The 14,221-nt window shown below is 70.7% G+C and carries 10 protein-coding genes and 1 tRNA gene; all 11 read right to left on the bottom strand.

Features of this window, described 5'->3' with window-relative positions:
* Nucleotides 1-23: 23 nt before the first annotated feature.
* The 11 genes from OG912_RS21370 to OG912_RS21320 all read right to left on the bottom strand — a co-directional run bounded on the left by OG912_RS21370 (nucleotide 24) and on the right by OG912_RS21320 (nucleotide 14,194).
* Entirely contained in the window at nucleotides 24-437 is a 414-nt protein-coding gene (locus OG912_RS21370; RefSeq protein WP_327710798.1) for a DUF3592 domain-containing protein, read from the bottom strand.
* A 10-nt stretch (nucleotides 438-447) separates the two neighbouring features.
* The gene (locus OG912_RS21365) at nucleotides 448-903 is read right to left on the bottom strand and encodes a hypothetical protein (RefSeq protein ID WP_327710797.1); all 456 of its coding nucleotides are present in this window, start codon (nucleotides 901-903) and stop codon (nucleotides 448-450) included.
* 59 nt (nucleotides 904-962) lie between these two features.
* On the bottom strand, nucleotides 963-1,553 hold the full coding sequence (locus tag OG912_RS21360) for a hypothetical protein (protein WP_327710795.1): 591 nt from the start codon (nucleotides 1,551-1,553) through the stop codon (nucleotides 963-965).
* A gap of 25 nt (nucleotides 1,554-1,578) precedes the next feature.
* Complete coding sequence (locus OG912_RS21355; protein ID WP_327710793.1) at nucleotides 1,579-3,135, bottom strand: hypothetical protein; 1,557 nt, start codon at nucleotides 3,133-3,135, stop codon at nucleotides 1,579-1,581.
* Nucleotides 3,136-3,342: 207 nt separating this feature from the next.
* Nucleotides 3,343-4,488 carry a PP2C family protein-serine/threonine phosphatase gene (locus OG912_RS21350; RefSeq protein ID WP_327710792.1) on the bottom strand — a complete coding sequence of 382 codons (1,146 nt, stop codon included), beginning with the start codon at nucleotides 4,486-4,488 and terminating at the stop codon, nucleotides 3,343-3,345.
* A gap of 226 nt (nucleotides 4,489-4,714) precedes the next feature.
* Nucleotides 4,715-8,104 (bottom strand): S8 family serine peptidase, encoded by a 3,390-nt coding sequence (locus OG912_RS21345; protein WP_327710791.1) that lies wholly within the window; start codon nucleotides 8,102-8,104, stop codon nucleotides 4,715-4,717.
* A 234-nt stretch (nucleotides 8,105-8,338) separates the two neighbouring features.
* Entirely contained in the window at nucleotides 8,339-9,352 is a 1,014-nt protein-coding gene (locus OG912_RS21340) for a helix-turn-helix domain-containing protein (RefSeq protein WP_327710790.1), read from the bottom strand.
* A gap of 268 nt (nucleotides 9,353-9,620) precedes the next feature.
* A tRNA-Leu gene (locus OG912_RS21335) sits at nucleotides 9,621-9,706 on the bottom strand.
* A gap of 248 nt (nucleotides 9,707-9,954) precedes the next feature.
* A complete protein-coding gene (locus OG912_RS21330) occupies nucleotides 9,955-12,363 on the bottom strand; it encodes a glycoside hydrolase family 2 protein (protein WP_327710789.1) in 2,409 nt (802 codons plus the stop codon).
* Entirely contained in the window at nucleotides 12,360-13,268 is a 909-nt protein-coding gene (locus OG912_RS21325; protein WP_327710788.1) for an ATP-binding cassette domain-containing protein, read from the bottom strand. Before OG912_RS21325 ends, OG912_RS21330 begins: the two co-directional genes overlap by 4 nt.
* Complete coding sequence (locus OG912_RS21320; RefSeq protein ID WP_327710787.1) at nucleotides 13,253-14,194, bottom strand: ABC transporter ATP-binding protein; 942 nt, start codon at nucleotides 14,192-14,194, stop codon at nucleotides 13,253-13,255. The genes OG912_RS21325 and OG912_RS21320 overlap by 16 nt, the downstream gene beginning before the upstream one ends.
* Nucleotides 14,195-14,221 lie beyond the last annotated feature (27 nt).

The raw sequence follows: 14,221 nt of genomic DNA, 5'->3' as shown, positions 1-14,221 counted from the left end.
CTGACAATCGGCGGTCCGGTCGGTCAGTCGAACAGGCTCTCCGGGAAGTCCGTAAGGAACATCAGCAGCACCAGCCCCATCAGCAGCAGGGAGACAACACCCTCGGTCAGGGCCGCGCGCGGGCTGCCGGCCAGGGTCGCCGTCCGGTGCGGGTCTGCCGGGTCGTAGCGGACCGTGACCCGCGCCCCCTCGTGGAAGCGCGTGTTGCCGCCGTTCCGGAACTCGACCCACTCCCCGCCCTGCGCGGTGAACGCGAAGACGTACGAGGTACGCCGGTCGCCCGACGAACCCGTCGCCGAGTCGCGCTCGTCCACCCGGACGCAGCGTGCCGGAGCGGACACGCCCGCGCGGGCACCGCGCAGTTGCCGGGCGGTCCGGCCCAGGGACCTGAGCGCCACCAGCGCGACCACACCGGTGATGACGAGCGACGTGTCCATGGAGAACCTTCTAATCGTTGCGCAGCCTGTCGACGAGGAAGCCCACCGCACAGCCAACCACCAGGACGACCAGTTGCACCAGGAACGTGAGGACGGTGAGGTCGCTCCCCTGCGAGAAGAAGACCACCAACTGAAGAGCTACGGCCGGGGTGAACGCCGCGACGCAGTGCCGTACCCGCGACTCCCGTGAGGCCCCCTGGTGCACGGCCGCCGCAGCCCAGACGCCGAGCGCGACGCAGGCCGCGGCCGGCAGGTGGAGCAGCAGGACGGTGCGGACCGGTGAGTCCATGGTGGAGACGTCGTCGCCCGTGATGACGTCCCAGACGAGGATGGCGAGGGCCAGCTGCGACGCCAGCATCACGGCGATGCCGGCGGCCCAGGGCAGCATGAAGTTCAGCAGCCGCGGCCGGTCGTGGCCGGATGCGGGGGCGGGGGCGTACCCACGGTCTATGTCATATCGGGACATTCGGCTGCCTCTTCGTCGTCGCCCGGCGTTCGGGCGCTGCTTCGCCCGGGTCTCGGGCGCTACTTCGCCTGGATGCTGTCGACGATCTTCGTCCGGTCCGCGTCGCTGAGCTTGCCCGCCTGGGCGTCGATGCGGACGGAGTAGATCTTTCCGTCGGAGTCGACGCCCGTGATGACCACGCCCTCGACCGTCGCACCCTTCGGGGGCGACTGCGGCACTCCCGTACCGGTGTAGGTGAAGTCGATGCGCTTGGCGTCCTTCGCACCCGGGATGTCCGCGTCCTTGGTGCTCTTCACCTCGGTGGTCGCCATGAGGAGGGCCCGGCCGACCGAGGCCGCGTCGTCGCCGGTCGAGGCGTCGGCGAAGCCGCTCTGGATCGACACCTTCACCGTCGGGCGGTCCCCCTCGCTCCGCAGCGCCGCGGCGTCGTTGAGCTTGCCGCGCTCCGCCTTGCTCTGCTCGGTGAGTTCCGCCGGGTAGGCGAGCGACACCGTCGGTCCTGCGAGCTTCTTCCAGCCGCTCGGTGTGGCGGGCGCGGCCTTGTCCGAGCTGTCCTCGCCCCCGCACGCGGTGAGCATCAGGCCGGTGGTGAGCACAGCGGTGGTGACGGCGACAGCCCGCACCGTCCGCCGGACGGAAAGCTTGGTCATGATCACGTCTCCTTGTACCTGTGAATCATTTGGCACAGTAGCTGTACGGGAAGAACGCGCGCCGGCCACCGGAGGGAGCCCCCAGGAACTCCGCCTTGGTCAGGCTCTTCTGCGACTCGGAGCTGGTGTAGGCGCCGTTGATGCCGGCGACTTCCAGGTTGACGTCGAGACCGATCTCCTCGGACGAGGAGGAACCGTCGTACTCCTGCTTGCTGACCTGACCGTGGTTGAACGCGTAGTGGCCGAACGGGTCGCCCGCACCGGGGTCCTCGGTCGGCACCGGAGTGCCGGTGAAGAGGTAGTTGAAGGCGCTGTTCATGCCCTGGCCGGAGAACATCTGGGCCTTGATGGCGTCGGACTCGGCCTTGGACATGTTCTTGTCGTCGAGGGGGACGGTGGTGGTGATGACCTGGGTGGTGGTCCCGCCGCCCTTCGCGTTGCCGTTGACGTCGCCCTTGAGACCGGCGTTGGCCTCCGCCTTGCCCTCCAGGGTCCGCGTCATCGTGATGCTCTTCACCTTGCCGGTCTTGCTGTCGACCGTGACGGTGATGGCGCCCGCCGCCGAACCGGCGGCCTCCGCACCCGCCTTGACCGGTCCGGCCTCGCCCTTCGCGTACGCACCGCCGGTGGCCTTGGCCTGGTAGGTGTACGCGTCGGTGTTGTTGATGTGGTTCTGCGTCAGCGTGACTTCCTGGGCCTCGGAGATCTTGAGGCCGGCCTCGACGGTGGCGCCGGGCTTGGGAGCGGGAGTGGTCGTGCCGTCGGCGTTCGTCGTGTCGGGGGCGTTCATGCCCGCGCCGAACTGGAACCCGGCCTGGGCGGCGACTTCGAGGCTGATCTTCTGCGTGGTGATGTGCTTGTTGCCGAGCCTGTCCTCGATGTTCTGCTTGAGGCGGCTCTCCTCGGCCTTCGGCCCCTTGCCGAACCAGCTGGCTATCTCGGTGGAACCGCCCACGATCGGGCTGAGGTTGGAGAGCTTGTTCAGCCGGCTGAGCTTCTTGTACTCCTGGAGGTCCTTGCGGAACTGGTCCGCCTCCTCCTGGCTGTCGAAGACCCAGGTGTCGCCCGTGGTGACGGTGAGACCGGCGGCGATCTCCACCTTGTCCTTGCCCACGTCACCGATCTTGATGCGGCCCTTGGGCTTCTCGGTGCCCTTGATCGACCCGGCGTCCGTGAAGGTCAGCGAGACCTGCTCGTCGTTGTCGTCGATCTTGCCGTCCTTGTTGACGTCCGTCTTCGCCCTGGTCGTCGTCTCCTCGAACCCGAACTCGCCGCCGAACTCGACACCGAGCGTCTCGAACGAGACCCCGAACTTGCCACCCTGGGTTCCGGCCTTGGTCACCGTGGCGCAGGTGAGCGGCTCGAACTCGGCGTTGGGATCGCCGCCGGCCTCGTCCCCGCCACCGCCGGTGCATCCCCCGCCGCCCGTGACGGACGAGATGGCGCACGAGAACCTCTCGCTGACCTGCCCGGCCAGGCCGGTCACCAGCAGGGCGCCCACGATGGCCACGGCCACCATGACCATGCCGACGTACTCCAGGGCGGTTCCACCCCGGTCACCCCATGCACTGCACGAGGACATGGTCCCCCGACACCTCGTCCGCGGCATGTTTGTGTCCTCCCCGATGGCCTCAGGGCTCGGAGGCTACGAGAGGTGCAGGTGTTCGAGCACGGGCCCGTGGGCCCAAATGCGGGGCCCCATCGTGGACGTACGAGCGAAGGGCAGTGGGCCCACTGGGTCCGGGCGGGACCGGCGCGTCGGCCGGCGGCGCTCCGGCAGGGACTCGCCCTACGAGGACTGGCGCGGAGTGCGTCGTACCGCGAGGACCGCCAGGTCGTCCTGCTGGGCCCCTGCGGTGAAGTCGCGTACATCGTCGATCAGCGAGCTGATCAGCCGGCCGGCGGTGATGTCGCCGCGGCCGTCGAGACGCGCCTCCAGCGGATAGAAGGCGCCCTCGGGCGAACGGGCCTCGGTCAGGCCGTCGGTGCACAGCAGCAGTGTGGCCCCGGCGGGGAAGGGGAACCACGCCACCGTGCGTGGTTCGTCGACCAGGTTGGCCAGGCCCAGCGGTACGTGCTCATCCCCCGCACCGACGACCGTGACGGCGCCCTCGTGCAGCAGGTAGGGCGGGATGTGGCCGCAGCCGACGACCTGGGTGTCGGTACCCGCGTCGACTCCCAGGACGAGCGCGGTGACGAACCGTTCGGGCTCGCCGCGCTGTCCGGCGTAGTCGTTGTGCCGGACGACCGCCGCTTCCAGCGCATCGACGAGCGCGGTCACGGTCGGCTCGCGGTGGGCGGCTTCGCGGAACGCCCCCACCACGTCGATGGCCATGCCGATGGCGGGCAGCCCCTTCCCCTGGACATCGCCGATCAGGACCCGGGTGCCCCAGGGAGTGGCCACCACGTCGTAGATGTCGCCCCCGACGAGCTTGTCCTGCTGCAACGGCTCGTAGACGCCGTCCACGAGGACATCGTCGGTGAGCAGCGGCAACGGCCGCAGGATCTGCCTCTGCATCGCCGCGGCGGTGGACCGCAGCCGCACCAGGGCGTTCTCCCGCGTGATGCGCACCCGGGCACCGTAGACGGCGAGCGCGCCGAAGCCGACGGCGAACACCGTCAGGATCACCCGGTCGAGGATCCGTTCCCCGGGCTGGAAGACCACCGGTGCGATGACGACGAGGCTCACCCAGGCGGAGACCAGCGCCGTCTGGCGCGGGCTGCACAGGGCGGCGGCGAACGCCGGCAGGAACACCAGCAGCCCTAGAAGGAGCACCGCGGTCCCGGTCAGCAGACCGAGGACGATCACCACGGCCGTCGTCGCCAAGGTCGCCAGGACGACGTCACGGGTGGCGGGTGTGCGGATGGTGGTGATGTCGTCGTGGTCCGCCGAGCTCTGTGCCGAGGACATCGCTGCACGCAGCGGACGGAACATGCGGGCATCCTCCAGCAGCGATGTGGTCGCGCATGCGCGTGCCGTTCGTGGCAGCGGACCGGGAAGCCTCGATCATCCATTCCGGTCGAGGTGCCTTAGGGAGGCTGGCCGCCGCCCTGCTGAAGTGCGCCCGTACGAGTGGCGCCCCGACTGCTTCTCCGCCCGCACGCGGAAGGCCGGGCGGTCCCCTGTCGTGGGGACCGCCCGGCCGGGGGCTGTGGTGCGGTTACCGCACGTCGTAGGCGCGGGTGATGGTCTGCGTGACCGCGTTGTGGTGGGAGTCGGTGAGGCCGACCTTCAGCATGACCTGCTCACCGGTGGCGCCGGTGTGGTCGAGGACGGCCGTCCACTTGCCGTCCTGCTTCTTCGTCGGCGCCGCGGTCCAGGTGGCGCCGCCGTCGTAGGAGTACGACAGCGAGGCCTCGGTGATCGCGCCCGGGGTGTACCCGGCGTGGCCCTCGGCCGACAGGCCGACCTTGATGCCGTCGCGCGCGGGCAGCGTGTTCATGCCGTCCGCCGGCAGGTCGTACGCCGGGAAGAGGATCGGCAGACCGCGGGAGTAGACCTCCGGCTCCAGGTGGGAGCGGAAGCTCCAGGTGGTGGTGACCGCGGTGGAGCGCAGCCAGGGCTTGTCCGAGGTGGGGATCTTCTCCAGGTTCTGGGTGAGCTCGTACGCGGAGTCCTCGGCCGGGACCTCGAACGCGTCGTACGGATAGATGCTGGTGGCGATCTGCTCACCGTTGCGCTTCAGCGCGAGGTTGCCGAGGTCGCCGAACGATCCGCCGTAGGACCAGTGGTCACCGGAGCCGTCGACCCACAGGGCGGTCTGGATGCCGATCAGGTCGCCCTGCCGCTCGGCCGCCAGCGCCAGGTCGCCGGCGCGGTCCCGGGCCGCTCCCGGCCGCATGGGGCCGCCGTACCACTCCTCGGAACGCCGCTCCCCGGCACTGTAGGTACGGTCCTTGTCGCCCATGAACGCGGCGAACGGGAAGCTGGTCAACGCACCGTGCAGCCAGACGTCGTCACCCGTCGTGTAGTAGGCGGTACGGGTGCCGGGCACCGGGACCGGGTCGAGCAGGTTGACCGTGATGGAGGTGTTGGGGTTCCAGGAGGGGACGATGAACAGTCCGTCGAGGTAGTCGGTCTCCTTGCCGAGGGCGTTCCACTTCTCGGTGACCTGGGCCAGCTTGGAGTCTCCGACCCGGTAGGTCCGGTCGGAGAGCAGCGGGCCCTGGGTCGGGAACGTGAGGTTGTAGACGTAGGGCGAGCCGCCCTCGGAACCGGTCGCGCGCCAGGTGGGGCGGAACTCGAAGAAGCCGTTCTTGGCGCGGCCGTCGACGGAGGCGTAGAACTTCTGCACGGCGCTGCCCGCCATGAGCGAGCCGCTCAGCTGCCAGGTGTCGTCCCAGGTGCGTGCGTAGCTGAACGTGGTGTGGCTGATCTTCGAGGGCCGGTCGGTGCGCACGCTCAGCCGGTGGGCCTTGCGGGCGTCGAGTACGACGGTGGTGTCATCGGTGATGCGGAGCTGCGGGCGCCCGACGTAGCTGATCGAGTCGGCCGTGTTCTCCGCGTTGTTGGTGGCCACGAACGCGGAGAGGGCGTAGTCGCCCGGGCGCACGCTGAACGTCTGGTCGGCCGCGCCCTGGTTGCTGCGGCGCTCGCCCTTGTCGGTGTCGAGGCTGACCAGGTCCAGGGACGAGGCGCCGGCCGCGGGCTTGCCGTTGCGGTCGACGACCTTGACGCGGAGGGTGACGGTTTCCGGCTGGACGTAGAGCGTGACCGGCACGGAGATGTGGGTGCCGCCGCCGGAGGCCATGATCCTGCCCGTGACGGCACCGTACTGGGAGGCCTTGAGACGGGCGGCGGGGTCGATCCGCACCGGCACCTTGACCGTGGCCCCGGCGGGAACGGTCACCTTGCCCAGTGCCGGCTCGATGACACCGGAGCGGACATCGCTGCCGTCGTTGCCGTGCACACCGCTGACCTTGAGGCCGAGCACGACGTCGTCGGCGCCGGTGTTGGTGAAGGGCACCTCGACGGTGCTGCGGTCCGAGGCGTCCTGCGGCCAGTTGTAGCTGCCGCCCTGGACCGCGGGTGCGGAGAGCACCTTCTGGTGGACCGCCGCGTGCACGTCGAGGACGCCGGCACCGGTCTGGTCGGCGCCCGCCACCTTGCCGCCGGTACGGGCGGATGACACGAGGGCCGCCTTGATCTGCTGTGCGGTCCAGTCGGGGTGGGCCTGCCGTACGACGGCGGCGGCGCCCGCGACGTGCGGGGTCGCCATGGAGGTGCCCGACATCGACTGGTACGCGTAGACGCCACGCCCGCCCGCCGCGGCCGCCGAGATGTCGACGCCGGGGGCGGCGATCTCGGGCTTGAGGGTGTGGGTGACGGCCACCGGACCGCGGCTGGAGAACCACGCCGTGGTGTCGTCACGGTCGACGGCGCCGACGGTCAGCACGCCGGGCGCGCAGCCGGGCGAAGACACCGTCTCGGTGCCGGAGCCGGAGTTGCCCGCGGCGATCACGAACAGGCTGTGGGTGTTCCGCGAGAGCTCCTGCGCGGCCATGGCCAGCGGATCGGCGCAGTCACCGATCTCGGGGTTGCCCAGGCTCATGGAGACGACATCGGCCTTCTGGTCGACGGCCCACTGCATACCGGCGATGATCCACGAGCTCAGGCCGGAGCCGCCGTCGTTGAGGACCTTGCCGATGAGCAGTCCGGTCCCGGGGGCGACGCCCTTCTTCCTGCCGTCGCTGGCCGCACCCGAGCCGCCGACGGTGGAGGCGGTGTGGGTGCCGTGACCCTGCCGGTCGGCGGTGTCGGCGGAGTCCGTGAAGTTCTTCGCCGCCTCGACCCGGTTCACCAGGTCGGGGTGCTCGGCGTCCACGCCCGTGTCCAGCACGGCGACCTTGGTGCCCTTGCCGTCATAGCCCTCGGCCCAGGCCTCCGGCGCGTGCACCTGCTTGGTGGAACGGTCCAGCGTGGCCTTGACCTTGCCGTCCAGCCACAGCTTCTTCAACGGAGCGGCCGCACGTGAACGGGGTGCGTTGACGTCCTGCCAGAAGGCGGCGGCACCGTCCTTGTCGGCCTTGAGCGCGACTCCGTTCACCGCCGGGAGGCTCAGACCCCGCTCGGCCCCGCGAGGGGTCGCCTGCGCGGCAGCGGCGACGTCGACGCGGTTCTCGTACGTGGCGATGAGGGGAAGCGCGTCGGCGTGGGCGTCGTCGTACCCCTGCCGTATGAGCCCGCTGACGTTGAACAACTGCTCGTCGACCCTGCCCTGGGCGATCGCCTGCGAGGCGCCCTCCGGGTAGACGTAGAGGTCCTTGCCCAGCTGGTAGGTCTGCACGATCGGCTGCGACCCGTCCTTGCGCGGCAGGACGGCTGCCGAGCTGCGGCCCGACGGGTCCGTGGTGACCAGCACCTTGTCACCGGTGACAAGGGTGACCGTCACCTGCTTGCCACCGGAAGCCGGGGTTCCGCTGCCGATGAGGGGTCTCTTCCCCGAGGCGCCGTCGGTGGGTGTACCCGCCGCCCCGGAAGGCGTGACCGCGGTCAAGGCCAGGACGGCGGCGGTCGCCGCGCCCAAGGCTATTCGCCCTACTGGATGCATGATTCTCCCTGCTTGAAGCCATGAACATGCCGTGCTGCGGCTGCATCCTGGCAGGGATATGGACCGCTCAGGGGTGCCCGCGCCTGGCGGGTTTCCCACGTGGCGGAAGTCCGACATCCAGCCATAATTGGCATGCCGGACGACCAACTTCCGTACCGTGAAAGGCAGTCGGGGCCTTCTAGGGCACTTCCACAGCCCGACCAGCCGCAGGGGCCGACGCGGGGGCGGGCCGACTCAGAGCCAGCCGACGCGCGCAGCGTGCCAGCCGAGCTGGAGCCGCGACTCCACGCCGGAGAGATCCATGAGACGCCGCACCCGCCGTTCCACCGTGCGGATGGACAGTCCCAGTTCGGAGGCTGCCCGCCGGTCGGAGATCCCGGCCAGCAGGAGGGCGAGGACCTCCAGTTCCTCCTCGGTCGGCTGCTGATCGCCCGCCGGCTCCTCGCCCACCCCCGCGCCGGGGGTGAACATCGGCCTTCCCTGGGCCCATTCCCTCTCGAAGAGGTGGACCAGGGCCGTCAGCAGGCCACTGGGATGAACCACGATCGCGCTCGGCTCGCCCCCGGACTCCGTCATGTCCAGCGGCACCATGGCGCGCTCGCGGTCCGAGATGACCATCTTCAGCGGGAGCGAGTCGGCCAGCCGGAGCACGAGGCCCGCCGCTACGGCCTGCCGCACGTCCTGCACCACCTCATGACCGGCGAGGTAGCCCTTGTCGGCCACGACCCGGAAATCGACTCCGCGTTCGAGCGCGGAACTCTCCGAGGTGTCGGTGTCCTCGCGCGGTACTGCGATGGGCTCGCCGACCAGGAAGACGAGCAACTCACGCTGCGCCCCGCGCTGGAGCTGGAGGAAGCGGTGAGCGACCTGCTCCACGCCCACGACCACCTCCACGACGCCTCCGGCGGTGCGCGCGGCGGTGGTGCGGTACTGCTCGGTCAGCTTGGAGAACGCGGTCTCGGCCAGGTGCAGGGCGTTGCGCTGCTCGGCGAGGAGTGGCGCCAGAGCGACCGACGGTGGCGTGAGCCGGTAGCGGGCGGGCCGCGGCCCGTCCTCCGGAACAGCGGTCACGGACTCACGGACGACGGCGACCAGACCACGCGCGGCAAGGTCGAGCAGGAGCCTGTCGCTCTCGGCCTCCCCGAGACCGGCCTGCAGGGCGACATCCCGGGCGGAGGCGGACGGGCGGACCAACAGCGCCGTGTAGACGGCCTCCTCGGACGGGCTCAGCCCCAGCGCCTGCAGCATCCGGCTCCTCCCCCGGGCGACGCGCCCGTGTCCGGCCCTGGCGCAGCTCGCGTGCACCGGGCGGAATCCTCTCGCCCGGAACCTTATCCCTCGCTTCCCCGGCCCGGACGGTGCCGGTTCCCACCGGGAGGAGGGCCGCTCGCCGGGCGCTCGCCCCCTCCCGCTCCGGAGGACGGAACGGGGTGCGGGCGAGGGCGGGTCCGGCCTCAGGACCCTCGAACGGCGGACCGCCGCCGGCCGGCCGGCTCCCCAGGGATGAACCACGCGATGGTGCCCGGAGCCGGACTCGAACCGGCACGCCCCCGAGGGGCAGCGAGGTTTAAGCTCGCCGTGTCTGCATTCCACCATCCGGGCTTGGCGCGCGGCTCCGCGTTGGCACATGACCCTATCCGGGGGCTTCCCCCCGGCAGACGGACAGTGGCTCGATGTTGTCCTATTTTATTGATCTCTTGAGTGTCCGTCAGCACAGTCGGACGGCATAGTCACACGCCTGGGCCGGATGGCGGGTGCGGCGGCACCGTATCCGAATTGACGGAAAGTCGCCGCACCCACACAGCCGATTCGCCAGGGTCGCGCCATGGAACGCCAGGGCCGCGCCACCCCTACCGGGTGACGGCGTCGTTGACGCAGCGCAGCACCGGGTGCGCGCCCAGGGCCTCCGGGTCCGCCAGGACCGCTCCTGTGATCATGAACACCGTGCTCTCACCGGGCAGCAGCGTGACGAGCATCTCGTCCACCTCGGCCGCCGGGTCCAGCCGGTCCGGGAAGAGCGCGAGGTCCCGCAGAAGGGTGCGCGCCGTCACCTCGACGCGGTAGCCGGGCGCCTCGCCCCCGCTCTCCGTCACCGTGACGTCGTACCGGGCCGGCGGCAGCGCGAGGCGGGTGTCCTCCTCGTAGAACTCCACCGCCCGGGTGTCGCCGATGCGCGCGACCAGGAGCTCACGGGTCCGGTCGGCCGGTTCGGCCACCGACGGCGGCAGCGGGACCCGGGAGACCGAGCGCGCGGCCGTGCTCACCACCACCTCTTCCTCGGCCAGCACGGCCCCGTCCAGGCCGTGCCGGGTCAGGCGCAGCGTGCCGGCCCAGGGCGTGGAGGCGTCGTTGACGAGGTGGACGGCACCGTCGCGCACGGCGATCAGCCGGTCCGCGTACACGGCCCGCAGGGCGTACCAGAGGGGCTTGCGGCGGCCGTCGCCGTCGACGGCCGACCAGGAGACGACCGGCCAGCAGTCGTTGAGCTGCCACACGATCGTGCCCATGCAGTACGGGGTGTGGGAGCGGAAGTGGCGGATGCCGAACGCCACGGCGCGCGCCTGGTTGAGCTGGGTGAGCCAGTGCCAGTCGTCGAAGTCCGCGCCCGGCTGCGGAAGATGGTCGCCCAGGCCCCGGAGCAGCTTGGCATTGCCGTCCTCGGCCTTCTGGTGGTGGGCCAGGAGCGGGGCGTCGGGGGCCAGCGGGCCGCTGACGGCGCGGCGCAGGGTGGCGTACGCGGGCGGGCCCTGGAAGCCGAACTCGGCGACGAAGCGCGGCACCCGGTCCGCGTAGGCCCGGTAGTCGGCCCGGTTCCACACGTCCCAGATGTGGATCGTGCCGTGCGCCGGGTCCTGCGGGTGGATGTCCTCGGTGCCGGAGTAGGGCGAGCCGGGCCAGTAGGGGCGGGTCGGGTCGGTCCCGGCGACGATCGCCGGGAGCAGCTCGTGGTAGTAGCCGTGGCCCCAGGTGCGGTCGCCCAGTTCCTTCTGCCAGTCCCAGTCGGCGTGACCCTCCAGGTTCTCGTTGTTGCCGCACCACAGGACGAGGGAGGGGTGCGGGGCGAGGCGGGTGACGTTCTCCCGGGCCTCGGCCGCCACCTCGTCCCACAGCGGCTGCTCCTCCGGGTAGGCGGCGCAGGCGAAGGGGAAGTCCTGCCAGACCAGCAGGCCCTTCTCGTCGGCGAGCTCGTAGAAGTCGTCGCTCTCGTAGAGGCCGCCGCCCCAGACGCGGATCAGGTTGACCCCGGCGGCGACCGCCTGGTCGAGGCGGTCGGAGATCCGTTGCCGGGTGACGCGGTGCGGGAAGCAGTCCTCGGGGATCCAGTTGACGCCGCGCACGAAGACCGGCTCGCCGTTGACCGAGATCCGGAACGCCTCGTGCTCCAGGGTGACGCCGCGGAAGCCGGTCCTGAGCCGGCGGACGTCGTCGCCCACCCGGACCTTGACGTCGTACAGCGGCTGTTCGCCGTGGCTGTGCGGCCACCAGACCTCGGCCTGGGGCACCGAGAGGGTGACCGAGATGCGGTGCTCGTCCTCCCTGGCGACGAAGACGGCGCCCGCCCCGATCACCCCGACCTCGCCCGACAGCGGCTCCAGGCCGTCGTGTTCGATCTCCAGCTCCGCGGTCAGGCGAGGCACCCCGGCCTCGTCGAGGTCCGGCAGCAGCTTCACGGACGCGATGCGCGGGCCGCTCCACGTCTCCAGGGCCACGGGACGCCAGATGCCGGAGGTCACCAGCGTCGGCCCCCAGTCCCAGCCGAAGTTGCAGGCCATCTTGCGGATGAAGGCGTACGGCTCCGCGTACGCGCCGGGCCGGTCGCCGAGCCGCTCGCGCAGCTCCTCGGCGTAGGTGTACGGGGCGGTGAACCGTACGTCGAGGGTGTTGGCGCCCTCGGTCAGCACCGCGTGGACGGGGAAGCGGTGGCTGCGGTGCTGGTTGGCGCTGCGGCCCACCTCGATGCCGTTGAGCAGGACGGTGGCCACGGTGTCGAGGCCGTCGAAGCACAGGTCGGCGTGGTCGTGCCCGTCCGGCGTCCAGTCGAACGTGGTGCGGTACGTCCAGTCGGTGCGGCCGATCCAGCCGAGCCGGTTCTCGTTGTCGTCCAGGTACGGGTCGTCGATCAGCCCCGCCGCGAGCAGGTCCGTGTGGACGCAGCCCGGCACGGTGGCGGGGACGCCCCCTGTGGGAAGCCCCAGGGGCACGGGGCCGTCCGCGGTGAGCGTCCAGCCGTCGTGCAGGGGCAGGTGGCGGAGGGTCATGCGGAGGTCCTTCCGCAGTCGGGGAGCTGGGCGCAGGCGACGAAGTGGTCCGGCTCGGTCTCGTACAGATCGGTGTCCGGCGAACCGGCCTCGTGGAAGGCGCAGCTCTCCAGCGGCTGCGGCGGGTCCCACGGGGTGTTGAGCCGGGGCACGGCGGCCAGCAGGGTGCGGGTGTAGGGGTGGAGCGGGTTGCCGAACACCTTCTGGGTGTCGCCGCGTTCGACGACGCGGCCACGGCGCAGCACCACGGTCTTCTCGGCGAGGTAGGTGCCGAGCGCCAGGTCGTGGGTGATGTAGAGAACGCCGAGGCCGCGTTCCTTGAGGACGGCCAGGAGGTTGAGGACGTCGATGCGGGTGGAGGCGTCGAGCATGCTGGTGATCTCGTCGGCGACCAGGAAGCTCAGGTCGAGCAGGAGGGCGCGGGCGATGAGGAGGCGTTGCAGCTGGCCGCCGCTGAGCTGGTGCGGATAGCGGCCGAGCACCTGTCCGGGGTCCAGGCGGACGTCCCGTACGGCCTTCTCGACGCGGTCGGCCCACTCCTTGTCGGGGACGCCCGGGTGGTAGGCGCGGCGGACGAGGGCGAAGACGCGGTCGGCCCGGAAGACCGGGTTGTAGCAGGAGAAGGGGTCCTGGAAGACGCCCTGGACGCGGCGGTAGAAGTCCTTCCCGGGCCGGACCTGCTGTCCGTCCAGGGTGAGGCTGCCGGAGCTGACGCCGGTCAGGCCGAGGATCATCCGGCCGATGGTGGACTTCCCGCTGCCGCTCTCACCGATGAGGGAGACGACCTCGCCGGGTGCGGCGGTGAAGGACACCCGGTCGACGGCCGTGACGGAACCGCCGCCGAACGCTCCGGCGCGGTAGGTCTTGGTGACGTGGTCGAGGGTCAGCATCAGGCCTTCCAGCATGCGACGGAGTGACGGGGGGCGATCTCCACGACCGGGGGCTCCTCGGCGCACCGGTCGTCGGAGATGGGGCAGCGGTCGCGGAAGCGGCAGCCGGCCGGCGGGTTCAGGAGGGAGGGCGGGGCGCCCGCGATGCCCTTGAGGGGCTTGTCGGCGTACCGGGCACCGACCTCGGGGAGCGAGCCGAGCAGCAGCTTGGTGTACGGGTGGCGGGGCGCGGTCGTCAGGACCTTCGTGGGCGCCTTCTCGGCGAGCTTGCCCGCGTACATCACCATGATCGAGTCGGCGATGTGCGAGGTGAGGCCCAGGTCGTGCGTCACGAAGATCATGCTGGTGACCAGGCCCTTGTCGCGCAGCCCGGTGAGTGCGCCGACGACGGCCCGCTGGGTGGAGACGTCGAGGGCGGAGGTGACCTCGTCCGCGATGAGGACGGACGGGTCGAGGAGCGTGGAGATCACCATCACGGTGCGCTGTTTCATGCCGCCGGAGAGCTCGATCGGATAGCGGTTCAGGACGTCGTGGTCCAGGCCCACCAGGTCGAGCCGGCGGTGCAGTTCGGTGGTGTCCACGCTGACGCCGCGCGAGGCGAGCAGTTCGCGGATCATGCGTCCGATGCGGCGGGTCGGGTTGAGGGCGCTCATGGAGTACTGCGGGACGAGCGAGATCCGGTGGAAGCGGAAGGCGTTCATCGCCCGGTCGTCGGAGATCGGGACGTCGTCGCCGTCGAGGGTGATGGTGCCGCCCGCGTGCCGCATCCGGCCGTCGAGGCGGATCAGCGACTTGCCGAGCGTCGTCTTGCCGCAGCCGGACTCGCCCGCCAGGCCCAGGATCTCCCCGTCGGCCAGATCGAAGCTGACGCCGTCCAGGGCCCGGACCTCGCCGCGCAGGGTGCGGTAGTGGACCCGCAGGTCGGTCACGGTCAGGGTCATGTGCTCAGGGCCTCTCCGGGATCGGTC

The organism is Streptomyces sp. NBC_00464 (assembly GCF_036013915.1).
Lineage (GTDB): Bacteria > Actinomycetota > Actinomycetes > Streptomycetales > Streptomycetaceae > Streptomyces.
This window is presented reverse-complemented; position numbering and strand designations above follow the sequence as displayed.

Coding starts and splice junctions, on each gene's coding strand:
- OG912_RS21370 (WP_327710798.1), bottom strand. CDS start 437: ATGGACACGTCGCTCGTCATCACCGGTGTGGTCGCGCTGGTGGCGCTC.
- OG912_RS21355 (WP_327710793.1), bottom strand. CDS start 3,135: ATGTCCTCGTGCAGTGCATGGGGTGACCGGGGTGGAACCGCCCTGGAG.
- OG912_RS21330 (WP_327710789.1), bottom strand. CDS start 12,363: ATGACCCTCCGCCACCTGCCCCTGCACGACGGCTGGACGCTCACCGCG.
- OG912_RS21320 (WP_327710787.1), bottom strand. CDS start 14,194: ATGACCCTGACCGTGACCGACCTGCGGGTCCACTACCGCACCCTGCGC.
- OG912_RS21365 (WP_327710797.1), bottom strand. CDS start 903: ATGTCCCGATATGACATAGACCGTGGGTACGCCCCCGCCCCCGCATCC.
- OG912_RS21350 (WP_327710792.1), bottom strand. CDS start 4,488: ATGTTCCGTCCGCTGCGTGCAGCGATGTCCTCGGCACAGAGCTCGGCG.
- OG912_RS21360 (WP_327710795.1), bottom strand. CDS start 1,553: ATGACCAAGCTTTCCGTCCGGCGGACGGTGCGGGCTGTCGCCGTCACC.
- OG912_RS21345 (WP_327710791.1), bottom strand. CDS start 8,104: ATGCATCCAGTAGGGCGAATAGCCTTGGGCGCGGCGACCGCCGCCGTC.
- OG912_RS21325 (WP_327710788.1), bottom strand. CDS start 13,268: ATGCTGGAAGGCCTGATGCTGACCCTCGACCACGTCACCAAGACCTAC.
- OG912_RS21340 (WP_327710790.1), bottom strand. CDS start 9,352: ATGCTGCAGGCGCTGGGGCTGAGCCCGTCCGAGGAGGCCGTCTACACG.